At 31.6% G+C, this 20,909-nt stretch carries 13 protein-coding genes; 10 read left to right on the top strand and 3 right to left on the bottom strand.

The features are described 5' to 3' along the window. The first annotated feature begins 18 nt into the window (after nucleotides 1–18). Nucleotides 19–1,950: a hypothetical protein gene (locus tag BT151_RS15500; RefSeq protein WP_072403272.1), complete on the top strand. Its 1,932-nt coding sequence runs from the start codon at nucleotides 19–21 to the stop codon at nucleotides 1,948–1,950. A gap of 727 nt (nucleotides 1,951–2,677) precedes the next feature. Here the strand turns inward: BT151_RS15500 and BT151_RS15490 are convergent. From BT151_RS15490 to BT151_RS15480, 3 genes are read right to left on the bottom strand one after another with little or no spacing between them, the layout of a single operon-like run. Continuing rightward, the gene (locus BT151_RS15490; protein ID WP_072403270.1) at nucleotides 2,678–2,920 is read right to left on the bottom strand and encodes a hypothetical protein; all 243 of its coding nucleotides are present in this window, start codon (nucleotides 2,918–2,920) and stop codon (nucleotides 2,678–2,680) included. Next, nucleotides 2,898–3,320 (bottom strand): DUF5675 family protein, encoded by a 423-nt coding sequence (locus BT151_RS15485; RefSeq protein WP_072403269.1) that lies wholly within the window; start codon nucleotides 3,318–3,320, stop codon nucleotides 2,898–2,900. The genes BT151_RS15490 and BT151_RS15485 overlap by 23 nt, the downstream gene beginning before the upstream one ends. 2 nt (nucleotides 3,321–3,322) lie before the next feature. Beyond that, entirely contained in the window at nucleotides 3,323–4,078 is a 756-nt protein-coding gene (locus BT151_RS15480; protein ID WP_072403268.1) for a hypothetical protein, read from the bottom strand. Between the two features lie 220 nt (nucleotides 4,079–4,298). Here BT151_RS15480 and BT151_RS15475 point away from each other — a divergent pair, with 220 nt between their 5' ends. The 9 genes from BT151_RS15475 to bglX all read left to right on the top strand — a co-directional run bounded on the left by BT151_RS15475 (nucleotide 4,299) and on the right by bglX (nucleotide 20,838). After that, a complete protein-coding gene (locus tag BT151_RS15475; protein WP_072403267.1) occupies nucleotides 4,299–4,496 on the top strand; it encodes a hypothetical protein in 198 nt (65 codons plus the stop codon). Between the two features lie 352 nt (nucleotides 4,497–4,848). Continuing rightward, nucleotides 4,849–7,653, top strand: a complete 2,805-nt coding sequence (locus BT151_RS15470) for a helix-turn-helix and ligand-binding sensor domain-containing protein (RefSeq protein ID WP_072403266.1) — start codon at nucleotides 4,849–4,851, stop codon at nucleotides 7,651–7,653. Nucleotides 7,654–7,878: 225 nt separating this feature from the next. Continuing rightward, nucleotides 7,879–10,902, top strand: a complete 3,024-nt coding sequence (locus tag BT151_RS15465; RefSeq protein ID WP_072403265.1) for a SusC/RagA family TonB-linked outer membrane protein — start codon at nucleotides 7,879–7,881, stop codon at nucleotides 10,900–10,902. Nucleotides 10,903–10,914: 12 nt separating this feature from the next. After that, nucleotides 10,915–12,450, top strand: a complete 1,536-nt coding sequence (locus BT151_RS15460) for a RagB/SusD family nutrient uptake outer membrane protein (protein WP_072403264.1) — start codon at nucleotides 10,915–10,917, stop codon at nucleotides 12,448–12,450. A gap of 21 nt (nucleotides 12,451–12,471) precedes the next feature. Beyond that, nucleotides 12,472–14,853: a LamG domain-containing protein gene (locus BT151_RS15455; protein ID WP_072403263.1), complete on the top strand. Its 2,382-nt coding sequence runs from the start codon at nucleotides 12,472–12,474 to the stop codon at nucleotides 14,851–14,853. A 128-nt stretch (nucleotides 14,854–14,981) separates the two neighbouring features. Then, nucleotides 14,982–16,355 (top strand): glucoamylase family protein, encoded by a 1,374-nt coding sequence (locus BT151_RS15450; RefSeq protein WP_072403262.1) that lies wholly within the window; start codon nucleotides 14,982–14,984, stop codon nucleotides 16,353–16,355. Continuing rightward, on the top strand, nucleotides 16,355–17,722 hold the full coding sequence (locus tag BT151_RS15445) for a glucoamylase family protein (protein ID WP_072403261.1): 1,368 nt from the start codon (nucleotides 16,355–16,357) through the stop codon (nucleotides 17,720–17,722). The genes BT151_RS15450 and BT151_RS15445 overlap by 1 nt, the downstream gene beginning before the upstream one ends. Nucleotides 17,723–17,734: 12 nt before the next feature. Then, entirely contained in the window at nucleotides 17,735–18,517 is a 783-nt protein-coding gene (locus tag BT151_RS15440; RefSeq protein ID WP_072403260.1) for a carboxylesterase family protein, read from the top strand. A 2-nt stretch (nucleotides 18,518–18,519) separates the two neighbouring features. After that, nucleotides 18,520–20,838 carry a beta-glucosidase BglX gene (gene bglX / locus BT151_RS15435; RefSeq protein ID WP_072403259.1) on the top strand — a complete coding sequence of 773 codons (2,319 nt, stop codon included), beginning with the start codon at nucleotides 18,520–18,522 and terminating at the stop codon, nucleotides 20,836–20,838. Nucleotides 20,839–20,909 lie beyond the last annotated feature (71 nt).

The raw sequence follows: 20,909 nt of genomic DNA, 5'->3' as shown, positions 1-20,909 counted from the left end.
AATTCAGTAGGTGTTAAGATGGAAAAAGAACGTAATCGAGTAAAGTTTTATTCTAAAAATGATATGGCCAGTGGACTTCAATTGAAAGAAACGGAAAAGGTTTTAAATTCTTATAGTGAAGAGAACCATTATTCAATAAATGATTATATAGAATTCTACGAAATTAATATATACTTTGAAAATGATTTATTCTTATTAAGTTGGTCAGAAAATGAGAAAGAAAATTATAAATCTAAAGCGTTAATACTTCTAGAAGCTACAAAACAATTTTGGTTAAATAATATTGAAAATGAAAATATAATTAGCCTGTTTGAAGAAGTTGATTATGGTTTTTATGATTCCTTTTGGTTACTAACGAATAAGTTTAATGTCTATAAAAAAATAAACAAACAAACATTTGAAAAAATTACTAAAAATAATCGTTTTGGGGTTAGGCCACTTTTGAAACAGCAAAATATAGTTAATTTCTTCTCTCAAAAAATTAGAGCCTATTTTATTGATAATACAGCTTCAGCAGAAATATTGTTATCATTTTATGAAGAAGCTGAAAGAAGGGAAAAAGAACCCTTGTACTTTCCTAATTCTTTAAATGATTCAGATAAAGAAAATTTAATTTTAGATTACATTAATTATTCTGATGTTAACTTAAATTATATTAAACTGATAGTAAACTCAAAAACTATTAAGTTATCTAATAAAACAAAATTGTTAGCAAAGAAAAAAGCTAAACAGTTGAATGATGAAGCGCTTAAGGATGGTAATGTTTTAAGCCAAGGAGTTGGGGTTTCTATTTCAAAAGATCAAAAAGAGCCAAGTAATATTTCTTTTGATAAAGAGAATAGAAGGTTGATATATAATTACAGTGAAGATTATCTAAATGCCACAAAAAGTTTTATAGGTATTTATAAAAATTTCAGTCATTTATTTAATTTTATAAATTTCCAAGGGTGTATTGATTTAGTTTATAAAGAAAGTGAAGTAGACACATTAGAGAGCATATTAATGCGATCAAAAAATGAGTTTCATATTAGCTTCAGTTTTCATAGACAAAGTTTGATTTCCCATCTGCAAATAATATCATACGCCAAATACCTTGAAACCCATAATATCTATATTGAAGATTCCTTGAATTATGTTGTTAACGAATATTTAAATCAAATTTTTCCAATCAATGGTTTAAGAATTAAGTTCCCAACAAAAGAAACTTCTTATGAAGAAAAAATTAGAAGTTTAGCCCCCGAGTTAGAATTTTTAATTAAACAATATCAATCTTACGTAGAGAATAACAGTATAGATTTTGAATTGCTAGAATTCAGTTCAGAACCTATTTATTACAGTAAAATTAAAAGTAAGATTAAGCAAAAATATGTATATGGAAAGGGGGATGATTTCTCAAGATTAAAATATGATTTCTTTTCGGACCAATCTTCTTTGTTTTATACAGAAAAATTCAAAAGTAAGCACAAAAATCTATACGAGTTATTGACTAAAGAAGATGTTTTATATTCTGATTTTAAGAGGTATCAGACCCCAGAAATTAATTATTTAATATCAAAGAATATATTATTCAAAAGCAGTGATAATTTTGTAAAAATCCATAATAACAATTTAGTTTACATAATTAGTATTTTACACTATCAAGGTGTTCTAAATTATTGGTATTATCCCGATAGAGTTAGAAACGAAATATTGGTGATGGAAACGAATGGTTTAGTGTTTTTTGATGATAGTTTTTTTACACAAGAAGAAAGACGTTATTTTAATTATTACCTAAACAAAAAGGAATTTACAAATGGTTTAGATTTAAGAAATAAATACCTACACGGGAGCAATTCTAAATCAGTTGACGAACACGAAAGAGATTACTATATTTTGTTGAAGCTACTAATATTGGCCATACATAAAATAAATGAAGATTTAAAGTTAGAAAATACCGTAAATGATTCCTGATTGAATTCCCCACAAACCAAAACCCAGTTTTCTCGTTCCTCAAAATCCTCTGTCTTTTGGTTTGTTCCGCTCGCCAACGCGCTTGTAGTTTTTGGCTGCCAACCCTCACACAGCACATTGCTTGTTTCGTTTAGAGGAATTATTTATAGAAAATAGGTAAAACAAAAAAGCAAAGAGCTGTTTCCAACCCTCACACCAAAAACTACCCAAAGCTATGTTTACATAACGCGCTGTTATAGTAGCATTCATTCATTTTCTGTACTATAACGCCATTATGTAAAATATCCGCTATCCCGACGCTCAATTCCGAACTTCAATTGAAGTGTAGAACAAACAACTTTGCCACTTTTCCCCACCACCCTTTTCAGCGGTGTAGGTTACAGTAATTATTAATGTTTGCCATGTGTCTGCGGTAGGATGCATTACATTCGCTCAACCCCTTATCAGGGAATCGCTCATTTCATTTACCCACCTCAACACCGCTCATAAAAAAAGAGCATTTTATCAAATGCCCTTTATTTATCTTTCCAACCGCTACAACATCAATAATCACTTCCACCTACGACACTTTGCCCCGAGAAAAGTAATTAACTTTTTAAGTAGTAGGGAAACAAAGAAACTCACAATAGCACCAACAACAGCCAAAACTATGGTGGTAATCAAATCCTCAACACCAATATTCGCTATTGATGAAAAAAATGTACCACCAATAATGGCAGATTTGGTATTATAATCCATTGTTAGCCTCATCTGTTTCAGAGTTTTCATCATCTATAACTACTGCTTGACTTACTGCAGTAGCAACAGTTCCTGCAACAGTCATATAAGTAGCAATAGTAACAACAAGAGCGGGCATGCTAATTGGAGCAGCTATGATAGCACCACCCGCAGTAGCTAATGCAATGCCAATATTTCGTAAAGTTTTAAAGAATTTTGGAGTTGGTTTTTTATAACGTTCTACAATGTTCATAATTTTGTGATTTAATGGTTAATAAAATAGGTTCTTTTCGGTCTTTAGCTTGATACACCAAAGACAACAGTTTTTGCATAGCATTTTTAGAGTAAACACCTTTCCCAATTCCACTCAAATATGTTACTGGAGCAATACACCCTTGAAGCTCTTTTAAGGCATCATTAGCAGGATGAAATAGAATAAAACTTCTACCTTTCACATCCTTCAAAATCAGATGATGCTTAAACCGTTTGGAAAAACGAGGTTCTATGTTATACTGTCCTTCAGGAATACAGGAGATATTTCGCTTATTATTATTCCAGGGCAACTCGATGGTATGACAAAGAAATCTATAAGAATTAAAGAGAGTACCATTGGTACCCTCTTTAAAATAAGCTCTATGCAACACTAATTCCATAATTATGGAGTATCTACAATTACAACAGCTAAAGCATTGTAAGCACCATTCTTAAGGGCATACATTTGTCCATTAACCTCTTGATAAAACTCAATACCCATCACTTGTACAACAGGAAGGGTTGAGTTAGCAGTCAATGAAGCTGTTAAGGCAATTGCAGCAGTATCTGCAGCAGAGTAAGGTAGAATGGCAGTCTCATCATTTTCAAATGTTGAGGTCTCATTTGCAAAATCCAATTCAGAAGCACCCATTACAACCTTAAAATGGGTCGTTCCTGTAGGAGCTGCAATTCTAACAGTTGGAGAAAATGCAGCAATGTTTAAAGTTGCATCACCAGTAACACGATCAAATGCTTTTGTAAATGCAGCAAATAAAGTTGCGCCTAATTTACCATTCAAATTAAATTCAAAGTTTTCCATTAAGCTTAAATTACCGTCCTGTACTGTTCTCAATCCTCTTTCATTGGTTGTGTCTGTCTTAACAATAGCCAAAAGGTCTTTTGTTAATCTGCTTACAACACGTTTATCTTTTGCATTCTGCAAAAGCACACGAATAGCATTTCGTAATACTTTACCACCTTTTCCAGCTCTTCCAAATTCAGATCCATTTTCACGCGTTCTTTGAAACGCAGGATCGTTCGCAATACGACTAGCATCTACACCACCTTTTTCGCGTGCTAAATGTCCATCAGTCGTTTTGTAAAAGGAAATACCGCCAATAGTTCCTTTTAGTTTAATAATTCCAGTTTGTTTTGCCATAATAATTCGTTTTTTGATTAATATTTCAAATCACGTAACTTTATGGCTTGTTGTAAAAAATCAAATTCCGTTTTTGGTCATACATTCCGATAAAACCAAAAACGTCATTAAAATATTGATAACACTATCGTGTTGTCAACATTTTAACAACGCATCATCACCATCATCATAAAATAATAAAGCATGCTTTTAAGTTTAGATAAAGCATAGATAAAGTATCATGAATCAAAAAAGAGCTTGTATATATCCAAAAGACATTCAGCGTATCACTGGAAGAAGTGAGCGCTATGGTCGTAAGCTTTTAAATGATGTTAAAAACTACTTTGGAAAAGAATCTTACCAATTCGTTACAATAAAAGAATTCGTTGAATACAGCGGAATAGAAGAAGAAATTGTCAACAAATATTTAATAGATTAATCATAATATTTGATGCAAATTGACTGGTTTTAATGGAGTTAAAATCGTAAATTTGTAGTAAGACGTTCAGATAAAAAATACTATTTCAATCTAACTAATAGGTCTACAATTCGGTTCACACTGTTTTAGTCTATTTCTTAAAGTATTGATTTTACAGCATAGTGGCAGTTTAGTTATCATCCTGCCACCCCGACTTTAAAATTTTAAAAGCCTGAAAATTATATTTTTCAGGCTTTTTTGTTTTATACTTTGTCTTATCAAAAGTATACTACTTCTATTTACTAATTTTAAACAGATATATTAAATTCATTAGATTTGTTTTAAGTAGATATTTATTATACTTAAACTAATTATGGGAGTAAGCTTTAAAAAAGGTTTTATAATATTTTGTTTTTTTCTGCTAAGTGGTAAGTTTTATGCGCAATACACACCTTTTTTTCAAAATTATTCTTTAACAGAATTTAATGCCGGTAACCAAAACTGGGGAGTTTCTTTTGCAGAAAGCGGAAAGCTTTATGTAGCTAATGATAAAGGTTTATTAGAGTTTGATGGTGTTAAATGGGACTTTTATCAACTACCAAATAAAACAATTATAAGATCTGTATTAGTAAAAGATAATTTTATTTATACAGGATCTTATGAGGAATTTGGGTATTGGAAAAAAACCAAAAAAGGCATTTTAGCTTATACATCATTAAGTGATTTTAATAAAAGTAACGATTCGTTGGATGAAGAATTTTGGGAAATATTAAATATTGACGACGTATTATATTTTAGATCATTTTCAAATCTATACATATATAAAGAAGGTAGAATTATTAAAGTTAAGCCAGAATCTACAATAATTTCCTGTAGTAAAGTAGAGAATGTAATTTACATTTCAACATTAGAGCATGGCATATTTACACTTCAAAATGAAACTTTAAACCCATTAAAAAACACTTATGGGCTCCAAGACACCAAAGTAATATCTGTATCAAAATTAAATGATAAGTTACTAATTACTACAGCTTTACATGGTTGTTTTTTATATAACAAAGGAAATCTTGAAGTTTGGGAGCCACAGATTAATGGATTAATTAAAGAGCACCAACTAAATAAGTTTTTAGAGTTAAAAAACGAGAATATGGTTTTTGGTACTATTAAAAACGGACTATATATTACTAATAGTTCGGGAGAAATATTATTCCATATAGGAAAGGAAAATGGCCTTCAAAATAGTACAGTTTTAAGTTTATGCACAAGTGTAAAGAATAAACTTTGGGTAGGTTTAGATAATGGTGTTACAGCAATAGATTTAGATTACAATTATTTATTATTTAACGACAATTCTGGGGAATTAGGAGCTGTTTATGATATTATTAAGTATAAAAATAGAACATATGTTGGTAGTAATACAGGGTTGTTTTATTTAAATGAAAAGGATAACAAGCTTAATTTTATTGAAGACTCACAGGGGCAAGTTTGGGATTTAATAGAAATAAATAATCAGTTGTTTTGCGGGCATAATAATGGAACCTTTTTAGTAGAAGATAATAAATTAAAAAAAATATCAAGTTTTACTGGTGGTTGGGTTATTAAAAAAGTTCCAGAGCACAAAAATGTCTTTGTACAAGGTACGTATGCTGGCTTAGTTAGGTATAAATATATTAATGGCAATTGGGATGTAAAACATATGGGAGAAACAACAATTCCAATAAAATATTTAGTATTTGAAGATGATTTTACAGCCTGGGTTGCACATGCATATAAAGGCGTGTTTAGAGTAAAATTTGATAAAGAATATGAGAAAATTATTGAAATAGTTGATTATAAAGATAAAGGACTTTTATCAGATTTTAATGTAAGAGTATTTAATATTAAAAATGATATTTGCTTTAAGACTAATGAAGGATGGCAAAAATATGAAGCTTTAATTGATAGTATTGTTCCTAATGATTTATTAAATCAAAAATTTGGAGTTGATACTAATATTATTTCGCAACCAAATACAGATTTACTTGTAACGAAAAATAAAAATGATAAAATAAGTTTTGTTTCTTCTTTGGCTAATAGTGAAACCAACATAAACCTCCCTAGTAAGCTTTTTCAAAAAAGGCTGGTGGTTGATGCAGAAAGTGTTTCTCAAATACAAGATTCACTATATACATTAAACCTTTATGGCGGCTTTATGCTTATTAATAATGCTAATCATAAAATATTAAGGGATTCGTTACAAAAACCAATTATAGAGCGTGTTGAAATCGCTAAAAATTTAGTGGATATTAACGATTTAGATCCATATGAACTCCCTTTTAATAAAAGTATTAGTATATCAATATCATCACCAAGTCTTAGTAACCAATTTTTTGAATATTCATTATCAAATTTAAGCTCAGATGTATTGAATTGGAATCGTTTAGAGAATGAGAAATTAGAGCTTTCACGCTTAAGTAATGATGATTATACCATAAATTTTAGGTCTGTAAATATATCTGGAGAAACATCACCAATAAAAACACTTCAGTTAAGGGTTTTACCCCCATGGTATAAAAACAGTTTTTTCTATTTTATAATAACAATTTTTGCAGGTTTAATTATTTATTGGATGCACAAACGCAAAATTACTAAAGAACACAAGTTGCTTCACCAAAAACTTAAAAAAGAACAAGAAATATTACTAAAAGAAAAGGCTATAGAAAATGATAAAAAAATAGTACAACTTAAAAATGAATCATTGAAAACCGAAGTGAAATTAAAAAGTAAGCAACTTGCAAATACAGCTATGGCATTGGTAAAGAAAAATGAATCTATGCTAGAAATTAAAAATGAACTTACTAAAAGTGAAGAGAGTTTTCAAAACAGTTTAGCTTACAAAAAATTATTAAAGAAGATAGATAGTTCAATTGGTCATGAAGATGAATGGCAAATATTCGAGTATAATTTTAATCAAGTACATGAAGAATTTTTTAATCAATTAAAAAATAAGTTTCCAAAACTCACACATAAAGATTTAAAAATATGTGCTTACATAAAAATGAATTTACTAACTAAAGAAATTGCGCCATTGATGAATGTTTCAATCAGAGGGTTAGAAACGCATAGATATCGACTAAAACGCAAGCTAAATTTGGATAATGATGATTCATTAGTAGATTATTTACGAAATTTTAAATAAACACCCCTTTAAATTATTAAAATCACTATTTTTTTAATACGTCATAACCACGTCATTGCAGGCATACTTCCTTTATTCATCAATAAATATACATGTTGCAACATACGTCAATAAGCTTTTGTAGACGTTTTAAATTTTATGGCGTATTTTATGTGTACGTCATTTTTTGCCATATACTTATATAGTTTTTAACTTAGTAGAAACTAACTTTTTAAATAAGACTATATGAAAACAATATTTACTTTATTGTTGATTTTTCTATTTTCAGTTCATGCCTTTGCACAAGATATATTGATTGATGGTACTATTGTAAGTACCGATGATAATATGCCTGTACCAGGTGTTAATGTAATAGTAAAAGGAACAACTAGAGGTGTAAGTACAGATTTTGATGGTAATTATTCAATAAATGTAAACCGAGGAGAAACTTTAGAGTTTAGTTTTCTTGGTTTTATTTCTCAATCTGTTACTATCCAAAACCAAACTACGGTTAATGTATCCTTAGTACAAGATATTGCTTCCCTTGACGAAGTGGTTGTAATAGGATATGGTAGCCAGAAAAAAGCAGATTTAACAGGAGCCATTTCTACTATTAAGGCAGAGGACATCGAAAAAACACCTAATAGTAATGTTATGCAATCCTTACAAGGTAAGGTAGCTGGTTTACAGGTAACAAGCTCAGGTTCACCAGGTGATTCCCCAACTGTTAGAATTCGTGGTGTTTCATCTTATAATAATGGAGATAACACCAACCCTCTTTATGTTGTTGATGGGATGTTTTACGACAATATTGATTTTTTAGATAATAGTCAAATAGAAACTGTTTCAGTTTTAAAAGACGCATCCTCTGTTGCAATTTTTGGACAAAAGGGTGTTAATGGTGTTATAATTATTGAAACTAAAACAGGTAAGTTTAATCAAAAACCAATATTTACATATAATGGCTATACCGGTTTTCAAGCTGCACAAAATGTGGTAAAGCTGGCTAATGCTGAACAATTTGTGACTATGGCATATGAGTCAGGCTCAGATGCAGATATTCAATTTGTGGAAAACGCCATGCAACGTTATGGTAGAAGTAGAGTTAATCCAAATATACCAGATGTTAACACAGACTGGTATAAGGAGGTTTTAAGAGTTGCACCCATAATGAGTCATAGTATTGGCGTGTCTGGTGGAGGCGAATCTGTAACTTATGGTGTGAGTACAAACTATTTTTCTCAAGATGGGATTTTGGATATGAAAAATGACTATGAACGTTTTAATATTCAATCTAATGTAGATGTTAAATTATCTGAAAGGTTAAAAATGGGAACCAATGCCATTTTTAGTAATGCTACTAAATATAATGCTGAAAATGGCGCTTGGTTTCAAGCTTATTTTGCTGTTCCTATTTTACCAGTATACGATGAGTTGAATATAAATGCAACACCAATTCCTTTTTCAGATGCAACGCAAATAGGTTATCGCAGTTCTCAAAACCCGTTTCCAGTAATGAGATTTAATGATAATCAACTTAAAATAAGAAAAATACTGGCAAGTTTATATTTAGAATATTCAATTATACCAGATAAGCTTGCTTTTAAAACATCTTATAGGCATGATTATTCAACGATTTCTGAACGTAATGTAAGACTGCCATATTTTATTTCTGGAAATTCACAAAGAGAAACATCAACTATAATAAGACAAGAACAAATCTACTCTAATCAAATATGGGATAATACATTAACTTTTAAAGAAAACTTTGGAGATCATAACGTAACTTTATTAGTAGGTTCTTCTTATAGAGATGAGCAATATAATAAATTAAAGGCTACAGGAAAGGATATTCAAGGTATTGGCTTAGAGAGTTCTTGGTATTTAGATTTTGCAGATCCTACATCATTTAGTAATCAAGTAGAAGAAATAGGTGATCGTTTTTATGCTTTAGGATACTTTGGAAGATTAGAATACAATTACAAAAGCAAATATCTTCTAAATGCTACAGTAAGACGTGAAGGTGATGCAAAGTTTCCAAAAGAAATTTGGGTAACAACTCCAACAGTTGGTGTTGGCTGGGTTATCTCTGGAGAAGATTTTATGCAAGATAATGGCATATTCGATTTCTTGAAAATTCGTGCAAGTTGGGGGCAGTTAGCAAATGGAGCTTTAGGCGGTAGTGCAGGAACTAGAACTGTTTCTCAAGTAACAACAGATATAGGAGATGTGAGTACAAATGGGATTATTAGCTCAAGTAATTTTACCGATTTAGAACGAGAAATTTTAGAAGAAACTAATATAGGTATAAGTGCAAGAATGTTTCAGAATAAGTTGTCACTAGAAGCAGATTACTATATAAGAGACACAAAAAAATTAGTTATACCTGTAGATCAACCAATAGTTAGTAATACCGTATTAGAGAACGTTGGTGAAATGAGAAATAAAGGTCTTGAAATATCAGCTAATTGGAATCAATCTATTAATGATAATTGGAATTTTTCAATAAGCGGTAATATAGCAACATTAGACAATGAGGTTACAAAGATAAATAGCGCTTCTGGTTATTTCGATACAGGTCAAGCAGAATTTCGCCAAAGATCTATGGTAGGAGAACCAATAGAAGCATTTTTTGGATGGGAAGTTGTGGGTGTTTACCAAAATGATACCGAAGTGCAAAATGATCCAATTGCTGTTGCAAATAATTTAGTACCTGGAGATTTAATATTTAAAGATACAGATGAAGATGGAGATATAGATGCAGATGATAGAGTTGTTTTAGGATCATACTTACCTTCATTTAGTTATGGTGGCAATTTCCAAGTTTCTTACAAGAACTTTGATTTTTCATTGGCAGTATTTGGTCAAACAGGTAATGAAATACTTAACCGAAAAAGAGGAGAAGTTTTATTTACAAATGATACTAATATGGATGCCGATTTAGCCATTAATAGATGGCATGGAGAAGGTACGAGTAATTCATACCCATCTTCAGCAGGTAGGAGAAAGTTGTGGAACCAAAAAATGAGTACATTTTTTGTAGAAGATGGTTCTTTTTTTCGCATTCAAAATATACAATTGGCATACACAATACCATCTGGTGCATTGTTAGGAAAGAATATGCCAGAAACCAAAATAACCTTTACGGCAGAAAGACCATTTACATCTTTTAAATATAATGGATTTAATCCAGAAGTTGCAGATGGAATTGATAGACAAACATATCCTGTACCAGCAATTTATACTGTTGGTGTTAATATAAAAATTTAAAAAATTAGCAATATGAAAAAATTAAAACAATTACTGAAATTGCTAACAATGTTGTTAGTGATGTTTATTACTGTATTGTCCTGTAGTGAGAAATTAGAAGAAAATGATGGACAACTCTCTGCTGATGATTTAGATTTCACTCTCTCTGAAAATATGGTATTACCATTAATTGGAGCTTATTCTGAAACGTATTCAAGAGGATGGGAAGATCCATTATTAATTGGGGTTAGAGGAGACGATGTTAATGCGGGAGGTGTTGGAGATGCACAAGGCGGATTTACAAACGCAGATCTTTTTAGTTATGATAATGGCTATTGGATGTTTAATCAAGTTTGGGAAAACTTTTATGGAGATATAACAGATATAGTAAATTCTCGTGAAACAATAGAGAAGTACAAGGAGTTTGCAGCAGGTAACTATATTGACTTAGCCGATCAATATATAGCAGAAACAAAGGTATTGAGTGGTTTTCAACATTTGCAAATGTCTCGATTATGGTCAGATATTTTTATTATAACAACTTCAAATGTTTCTGAAGATATAGATAAAGGTGTTAAAACTAAAGAAGAAGTTATGGAATATGTTTCAGACTTAATGGATGAGGCAATTCCTTTCTTGCCAGATATGAGACCTAATGAAAGAACAGATATTCCAGGAGGTATTACAAGATATACTGCTTTAGCAATAAAGGCTTTGGCAAATTTAGAATTAGAAAACTATCAAATAGTTGCAGATGTAACAGGCCAGATAATTAGCTCAAATAAGTTTTCATTATATCCAGATTTTTATGAATTATTTAAAAAACCTGGTCAATATAGTAATGAGAATTTATTTGAATTACAATTTTCAGATTATAATTCCGATTCGGGTGATGTTAATAATCATTTATATGCACCATTTGGTCCTGCAAGTTGGACGCCTATTGTAACAACAGCATCTCCAGGCTGGGGTTTTTATGAGCCTAGCTTAAAGTATATTAAGTTTATGATAGATAGAGATGATGAAACTCGTTTAGTAACAAGCGTTTGTTTTACACCTCGTGGTATAGACGAAATAATGTTAGATCCTGATTATACAACATTACCTAGTTATATTTCTAATGTAACTCCGGATGGCGATATTTTTAACGATTATGCAAGAGCAATGTTTGCAAGTGGCAAACATTATTTACCATCTAATCAACTAACAACTGGAAGAAATGATTATGGTTCAAGTAAAAACTTTATAGTTATAAGATATGCTGAAATATTACTCATGTATGCTGAAGCATTAACTCAAGGCGCAAGTGGTGGAAGTATGACAGCAGATCAAGCAGTTAATTTAATTAGAAATAGAGTTAATATGACACCTATAGCAGGAGTAACTACTGACGATGTGATGGATGAAAAATTTGCAGAACTAGGTATGGAATGGGGAATTCGTTATTTCGATATGATTAGACTAAACAAATATGACGAGTTAAGTTATGATGGTAGAACATTTACTGCAGAGGCAGAATATTTGCCATATCCACAAGATCAATTAGATCTTTTACCACTTGAGAACTAATACAATTTAAACTAAATTAAGATGAAAAATATTTTAAAATATATAATAGGTCTTTTCATAATGCTTCCCATAGTATCATGCAATGATGGAATAGATTCAATTACAGAAGTAGCACCAGGTGTTGATGCTTCTGCTCCGGTGGTGCAAATTATGTCACCTTCAGAAGGAACTACTATAAAAGTCTTTGAAGAAATAACTTCAATTGATGTGAAATTTAAAGTAACAGATGATATTGAGGTAGCCTCCATTTCTGCAATTTTAGATGGTTCAGAAATAAAAAGTTTTAACGATTTTAAAGATTATCGGATAGTTTTTGAAGAGTTCACTTATGATAATTTAGTTGATGGAGAACATGTATTAACTATTTCAGCTACAGATATTGAAGGTAAAACAACATCAGTGGATGTTAATTTTAGTAAACAACCACCATATAGTCCATTATTTGATGGAGAAGTATTATATATGCCTTTTGATGGCGATTATAGAGATTTAATTGGGTTTAATTTAGCTGATGAAGTTGGCTCACCTGGTTATTCTGGCTCAGGTTATGCAGGTTCTAATGCTTATAAAGGAACAACAGATTCTTATTTAACATTCCCAACTGATGGTTTGCAAAGCAATGAATTTAGTGCAGCTTTCTGGTATAAAGTAAATGGAACTCCAGATAGAGCTGGAATTCTGGTAGCAGGAGCTAATGCTGATGATCGTCAACAAGGATTTAGATTATTTAGAGAAGGTAGTGGTACAGAGCAAAGAATTAAATTAAATGTAGGAACAGGTACTGGAGAAAGTTGGAATGATGGAGGTGTTATTGATGTTACTGCAGGCGAGTGGGTTCATGTTGCATTTACAATTTCTCAAACTGAAAGTAAAATTTATTTTAATGGTATTGAAATGAATAGTGGAACTTTAGAAGCTCCTATGGATTGGACTGGTGTTGGGCCTTTAACAATTGGTGCTGGAGGTGATACGTTTAGTTACTGGAACCATCTATCAGATAGTAGTGCTTTTGATGAATTACGAATTTTTAATAAAGCGCTAACGCAATCAGATATTCAAATAATGATTAATTCTTTTAATCCTTATGTGCCTTTATATGATGGTGAATCTTTTTACATGCCTTTTGATAATACTTATATTAATTTAGTTGGAGGAACAGCAGCAACAGCAGTTGGAGCGCCAAGCTTTAATAGTGAATCTTATGAAGGTTCAGGAGCTTATTTAGGGGCAACGGGTTCTTATTTAACACATCCTACAGGAGATTTATTAAGCAATCAATTCAGTGCAACATTCTGGTATAAAGTTGATGCTACAGCAGATCGTGCAGGAATTTTAGTTGTTGGAAATGATGTTCCTGAAAACAGAAACCAAGGATTTAGATTGTTTAGAGAAGGAAGTGCGACTGAGCAAAGAATTAAACTTAATGTAGGTATGGGAACTGGAGAAAGTTGGAATGACGGAGATGTTATTGATGTTACAGCTGGAGAATGGGTTCATATCGCAATGACAATTTCAGATTCTCAAAATAAAATATATTTAAATGGAGTAGAAGTAAGATCTTCAGATATGACAGCTCCAATAGATTGGACAGGTTGTGAGCAACTTACAATAGGTGCCGGAGGCGATACATTTAGTTATTGGAATCACTTATCAGACAATAGTACAATTGATGAATTAAGACTTTTTAATAAAGCACTTACTAGTGATGAGGTTATTGCTATTGTAGGAGGTGATTATGTTGCTCCTTATTTTGGATCAACATTATATATGCCTTTTGATGGTAGTAATACAGAACAGAATTCTAATTCAGTGCCAACAGTAGTTGGTACCCCAAGTTTTGCAGGAGAAAGCGCTGTAGGTTCTGATGCTTACTTAGGAGCAACAGACTCCTATTTATCATTTCCAATAGATAATTTATTTAATAATCAATTTAGTGGTGCATTTTGGTACAAAGTAGATGGAACACCAGATAGAGCAGGTATTTTAACTGTTGCACCTCCAATGAATGGCGCAGATAATGATTTGTCATCAGGTTTTAGGCTTTTTAGAGAAGGGAGTACAACTGAACAAAGAATAAAACTTCACCTTGGTACAGATAATGGAGATACATGGAATGACGGAGATGTCATTGATGTTACTGCAGGAGAGTGGGTTCATATTGCGTTCACTGTCTCAGAAACTGCAACACAAATTTATTTTAATGGTGTAGCAGTTACTAATAGTGGAGACATGACTGATAAAACAATAAGTTGGGCAGGTTGTACTAATGTTTCAATTGGTTCAGGAGCACCTGGATTTATAGGTTGGGGGCATTTGTCAGATTTAAGTGAAATAGATGAACTATATCTCTTTGATAAGGTGTTAACTGTTGATGAAATACAAGCAATAATGGACGATAACTAATTATAAGAACTAAAACTTTAAAGAAATACTTTTTAAAGTTTTAGTTGTAGTTTTTTAGAAGTTGTTTGTTTAATTTGAATTTAGCTGTATTAATCTAATACAGCTAAATTTCTAAAATTTTTATTAAGATGACATATCATAGACTAAAAATAATTTTCTTTTTTAGTATTGTAATCATATTATTTTCTTGTAAAAAAAAGAAAGAGTTTATATCTAAAGTTGAAAATAATTTAATTCCTATGAAGGAAAATGAATTGTTGGATACAATACAAAAACAAACCATAAATTATTTTTGGGAAGGTGCAGAACCAAATTCTGGTTTAGCAAGAGAGCGATTACATATGGATAACATTTATCCAACATCACCTAAAAATACAGTTACAACAGGTGGAAGTGGTTTTGGTTTAATGGCAATATTAGTAGGCATAGAAAGAGGGTTTATTACACGTGAAGAGGCATTAAGTAGATATCTTAAAATCGTGAATTTTCTAGATAAAGCAGATCGTTTTCATGGTGCTTGGCCACATTGGATTAATGGTGAAACAGGGAATGTAACTCCATTTAGCAAAAAAGATAACGGAGGAGATTTGGTTGAAACTGCTTTTTTAGTACAAGGATTATTAACAGTTTCTGAGTATTTTAAAGAAGGTTCTAAAGAAGAGCAAGATCTCGTTTCAAAAATAGATAAACTTTGGAAAGAAGTTGAATGGGATTGGTATACTAAAGGTGAAGATGTACTTTATTGGCATTGGTCTCCAGAATATAATTGGGATATGAATTTTCCTGTTGGCGGTTATAATGAATGCTTAATTATGTATGTGCTTGCAGCGGCTTCGCCTACTCATTCTATAACAAAAGCGGTTTACGAAAAGGGTTGGGCTAGAAATGGGGCTATTGTATCTAAAGATTCCCTTTATGGTGAACCACTAGTTTTAGATTATTTTGAACATGACGAATCTCAAGTCGGTCCTTTGTTTTGGGCTCATTATTCATATTTAGGGTTAAACCCAAATAATTTATCAGATCAGTTTGCAGACTATTGGAAACTAACACAAAACCAAGCAAAAATTCATTATAAATATGCTGTAGATAATCCTAAAAAATTTAAAGGTTATGGCAGTACTTTATGGGGATTAACATCAAGTTATTCAATTAAGGGATATGCTGGTCATAGACCTGGTGCAGATTTAGGCGTTATTTCTCCAACAGCAGCACTGTCCTCATTTCCTTACACACCAAATGAAAGTATGGAAATGCTTAAAAATATTTATTATAATCATGACTCTCTCGTGGGTAAATATGGGCCTTATGATGCTTTTAGTTTGCAAGATAATTGGTGTTTACCAAGATATTTAGCTATAGATCAAGGCCCAATACCTGTGATGATTGAGAATTATAGAACAGGGTTACTTTGGAATTTATTTATGAAAAACAAGGATGTCTTAACTGGATTAAAAAAATTGGGTTTTACAATTAAAACTCATAAACAAAATAATAATTAATGTATAGATTTTATTATATCATATTTATAGCACTTATCTTATTTTCTTGCGGATCAGACAGTGGTCCAGGTTATCAAGAACCTTACATTCCTAGTGATGATGAACCAGTTATTGAGCCATTATCCAATGAGGAAATGATGGATTTAACGCAGAGAGAAACATTTAAATACTTTTGGGATTTCGCAAATTCAAATTCTGGAGCAGCAAAAGAACGCTACCATCCAACGAATCCAACTTTAAATCAAAATGTAGTAACAACAGGAGGTACAGGATTTGGATTAATGTCTATATTGGTAGGGATAGAAAGAACATATGTTAACAGAGCAGAAGCTGTTACAAGATTAAATAAAATTTTAGATTTTTTAGAAAAAGCCAATCGTTTTCATGGCGCTTGGCCACATTGGATAGATGGAGGAACAGGAAATGTTATTCCGTTTAGTGCCTTAGACGATGGAGGCGATCTTGTTGAAACTGCTTTTTTAGCTCAAGGATTAATTTGCGTTAAGGAATATTTTAAAAAAGGTTCTACCGAGGAAAAATCCTTGTCTGACTTAGCAGATTCCCTTTGGAAAGGTATTGAGTGGAACTGGTACACACAAAATCAAGATGCTTTATATTGGCACTGGAGTCCAAATAATGGTTTTGAAATTAACCTTAAACTAAAAGGTTATAACGAAACTATGATCGCTTATGTTTTAGCTGCAGCATCACCAGATTATTCTATCTCAAAAACAGCTTATGAAAAGGGTTGGGCAAATGATGGTAGTATTGTGTCTTCAAGTTCACAATATGGGTTCCCATTAGTTTTAAATCATGCAGGAGGTTCAAATCTTGGAGGTCCTTTGTTTTTTAGTCATTATTCTTTTCTAGGACTAAATCCAACAAATTTAACGGATCAATATGCGAATTATTGGAACCTTGTAGTAAATCATACAAAAATAAACCGTCAATATTGTATTTCTAATCCTAATAACTATTATGATTATGGAGAAGATTGTTGGGGTTTAACAGCAAGTTATTCTAGAAATAGTGATGGCTCAATAGGATATTCAGCACATAGTCCTACAAATGATACAGGTGTTATATCGCCTACGGCTGCAATTAGTTCAATTCCTTATACACCTTCAGAATCTTTAAAAGTAATGCACTATCTCTATCAGAAAAAAGATAAGCTATTTGGTGTAGCTGGTTTTTATGATGCCTTTAGCCCGCATTACAATTTTTGGGTAGCAGATGCTTATTTAGCCATTGATCAAGGACCACAAATTATTATGATTGAAAATTATAGAACAGGTTTATTATGGAATTTATTCATGCAAAATACAGATGTTCAAAAGGGTTTAGCTACTCTAGGTTTTAATTATTAAATGATTTAAAAAATGAAATACAAAATTTTTGTCACGTTATTATTTCTATGTCTTTCTAATATGCTGAAAGCACAAAATAATGAGTTTTCATACGAATTATATTTAAATGACAATGATACATTACAGTATAGAATGCTGCTACCAAAGAATTTTTCTGAAGAAAAGCAATATCCAGTAGTTTTATTTTTACATGGAGCAGGAGAAAGGGGAAGCAATAATGAATCACAATTAGTAAATGGTAGTAAATTATTTCTTAATGACATGAATAGAGGAGCTTTTCCTGCTATAGTTATTTTTCCTCAATGCCCAAAAGAAGGTTATTGGTCAAATGCAGAATTAGATAGAAATACTAAGCCTATTTCATTTAATTATCCAGTCAAAGAAGAACCAACAAAATCATTGAATTTAGTGATGGATTTAATGGATAATTACTTAGAAAAACCTTTTATAAATAAAGAAAAAATCTATGTAGGAGGTCTTTCTATGGGAGGTATGGGAACTTTTGAAATCCTTTCTCGTAAGCCAGATATGTTTGCAGCAGCTTTTGCCATTTGTGGAGGTGGAAATCCTGAAAGTGTTATGGAATATGCTAATAAAACAGACCTTTGGGTATTTCACGGCGCGAATGATGATATTGTTGATCCACAATTATCTGTAAGTATGGTAAGCGCTTATTTAAAGGCAGGAGGAAAGCCTAATTTTACATTATATGCAAATGATAATCACAATAGTTGGGATTCTGCTTTAGCTGAACCAGAACTTTTAACTTGGTTATTTTCAAAATCTAAAAATTAAAAATGAGTAAACTAATCAATACAAAAACTATTTCAATATTTATTGTTGCCTTAATTTTTATAGGTTGCAATTCAAATCAAACTAAATCTAGTAGCACCTTAGAGGATAATCCATTTGAATTTAAAATTGATTCTATTTTAAACTTAATGACTCTAGAAGAAAAAATAGGACAATTAAACTTACCTAGTGCTGGACAATTCACAACTGGTCAGGCTACAAATTCTGATATAGGAAGTAAAATTGAAAAGGGTTTAGTTGGGGGACTTTTCAATATTAAAACTGTTGCAAGTATTAAAGAAATGCAAAAAATAGCTATTGAAAAAAGCCGATTAAAAATTCCACTTATTTTTGGAATGGACGTTATTCATGGTTACCAAACAACATTTCCTATTCCACTGGGGCTTTCTACGTCTTGGAATATGGAAATGATTGAAAAAACCGCTCAAATGGCAGCAAAGGAAGCAACTGCCGATGGTATAAATTGGACATTTTCTCCAATGGTGGATATTTCACGTGATCCACGTTGGGGGCGCATATCAGAAGGTTCTGGAGAAGATGCTTACTTAGGTAGTAAAATTGCAGAAGCTATGGTTAAAGGTTATCAAGGCACAGATTTAAAACAAAATAAAACTATGATGGCTTGTGTAAAACATTTTGCTTTATATGGAGCAGCAGAAGCAGGAAGAGATTACAATACAGTAGATATGAGTCGTACAAGAATGTATAACGAATACTTATCACCATACAAAGCAGCTATTGATGCTGGTGTAGGCTCGGTAATGGCTTCTTTTAATGAAATAGATGGCGTACCAGCAACTGGTAACAAATGGTTGCTTACAGACTTATTAAGAGAAGATTGGAAATTTAATGGTTTTGTAGTCACAGATTATACGGGTATTAATGAAATGATAGAACATGGTATAGGAGATTTACAAGATGCATCAGCTTTAGCTCTAAATGCTGGTGTAGATATGGATATGGTTGGCGAAGGATTTCTTACTACGCTTAAAAAATCATTGGAAGAAAACAAAGTATCTATAGCTAATATTGATACTGCAGTAAAACGTATTTTAATTGCAAAATATCAATTAGGTTTGTTTGATGATCCTTATAAATATTGTGATGAAAACAGAGCTAAATCTGAAATTTTCACAACAGAGAATAAAGCATTTGCTCGTAAAGTATCGTCAGAATCTATGGTACTTCTTAAAAATGAAAATCAGCTTTTACCTCTTAAAAAATCAGGAACCATAGCTTTAGTTGGGCCATTAGCCAACACAAGAGAAAATATGGCTGGAACATGGAGTGTTGCTACAGAGCAAGAAAAATCTAACTCAGTTTTAGATGGTTTAAAAGAAGTAATTGGTGATAAAGCTAATATTCTTTATGCTAAAGGAAGTAATGTGGATTATGATTTAGATTATGAAAAACGAATTACCATGTTTGGTAAAGATATACCTCGTGATAATAGAACCGATAAACAATTATTAGATGAAGCTTTGTTAATAGCAAAAAAAGCAGATGTAATTGTTGCTGCTATTGGAGAATCTGCAGAGTTGAGTGGCGAAAGTAGTAGTGTAACTAATCTTCAAATTCCACAAGTACAAAAAGATTTATTAAACGCGTTGCTAAAAACAGGAAAGCCAGTAGTTTTAGTTTTGTTCACAGGAAGACCTCTCGCTATTGTTGAAGAAAATGAAAACGTTCCAGCAATACTTAATGTTTGGTTTCCTGGTAGTGAAGCTGGTTTAGCAATATCAGATGTTTTGTTTGGTGATGTTAATCCTTCAGGAAAGTTAACAGCAACATTTCCTAGAAATGTAGGTCAAGTACCTATTTTTTATAATCATAAAAACACGGGGCGTCCCCTTGGAAATAAAGAAGGGAAATTTGAGAAATTTAGAAGTAATTATTTAGATGTTCGCAATGAACCATTATATCCTTTTGGCTACGGTTTAAGTTATACAACTTTTAGTTATAGTAATTTAAAATTAGATAAATCCAGTATATCTAAAAATGAAAAAATAAATATATCTGTTAATGTTACTAACTCTGGCAATTATAATGGAAAAGAAGTGGTTCAACTTTATATTAGAGATGTTATTGGTTCTGTAACTAGGCCAGTAAGAGAGTTAAAAGGGTTTAAGAAAGTGATGATTAATAAAGGTAAAACTCAAACGGTTAATTTTTCTGTTTCAATTGAAGATTTAAAATTCTATAACTATAATCTTGATTTTGTAGCAGAGCCAGGGGATTTCGAAGTATTTGTAGGTACAAATTCTGATGCAGATTTAAAGGCAACATTTACACTGTCTAATTAAAAATGTTGGATGGCTATAAAATGTCTACTGTTATTTTTTATTTAGCAGTTTGTAAGATTTAGAATTTAATA

The sequence above is a fragment of the Flaviramulus basaltis genome (assembly GCF_900114265.1).
In the GTDB taxonomy this organism is placed as follows: Bacteria; Bacteroidota; Bacteroidia; order Flavobacteriales; family Flavobacteriaceae; genus Flaviramulus; species Flaviramulus basaltis.
Note: the sequence above shows the minus strand (reverse complement) of the source record. Positions and strands in the feature narration are given on the sequence as shown.

Bases quoted from the DNA above. Each gene is read 5' to 3' on its own strand.
- BT151_RS15500 (WP_072403272.1), top strand. From the start codon at position 19: ATGGAAAAAGAACGTAATCGAGTAAAGTTTTATTCTAAAAATGATATG.
- BT151_RS15490 (WP_072403270.1), bottom strand. From the start codon at position 2,920: ATGAACATTGTAGAACGTTATAAAAAACCAACTCCAAAATTCTTTAAA.
- BT151_RS15485 (WP_072403269.1), bottom strand. From the start codon at position 3,320: ATGGAATTAGTGTTGCATAGAGCTTATTTTAAAGAGGGTACCAATGGT.
- BT151_RS15480 (WP_072403268.1), bottom strand. From the start codon at position 4,078: ATGGCAAAACAAACTGGAATTATTAAACTAAAAGGAACTATTGGCGGT.
- BT151_RS15475 (WP_072403267.1), top strand. From the start codon at position 4,299: ATGAATCAAAAAAGAGCTTGTATATATCCAAAAGACATTCAGCGTATC.
- BT151_RS15470 (WP_072403266.1), top strand. From the start codon at position 4,849: ATGGGAGTAAGCTTTAAAAAAGGTTTTATAATATTTTGTTTTTTTCTG.
- BT151_RS15465 (WP_072403265.1), top strand. From the start codon at position 7,879: ATGAAAACAATATTTACTTTATTGTTGATTTTTCTATTTTCAGTTCAT.
- BT151_RS15460 (WP_072403264.1), top strand. From the start codon at position 10,915: ATGAAAAAATTAAAACAATTACTGAAATTGCTAACAATGTTGTTAGTG.
- BT151_RS15455 (WP_072403263.1), top strand. From the start codon at position 12,472: ATGAAAAATATTTTAAAATATATAATAGGTCTTTTCATAATGCTTCCC.
- BT151_RS15450 (WP_072403262.1), top strand. From the start codon at position 14,982: ATGACATATCATAGACTAAAAATAATTTTCTTTTTTAGTATTGTAATC.
- BT151_RS15445 (WP_072403261.1), top strand. From the start codon at position 16,355: ATGTATAGATTTTATTATATCATATTTATAGCACTTATCTTATTTTCT.
- BT151_RS15440 (WP_072403260.1), top strand. From the start codon at position 17,735: ATGAAATACAAAATTTTTGTCACGTTATTATTTCTATGTCTTTCTAAT.
- bglX (WP_072403259.1), top strand. From the start codon at position 18,520: ATGAGTAAACTAATCAATACAAAAACTATTTCAATATTTATTGTTGCC.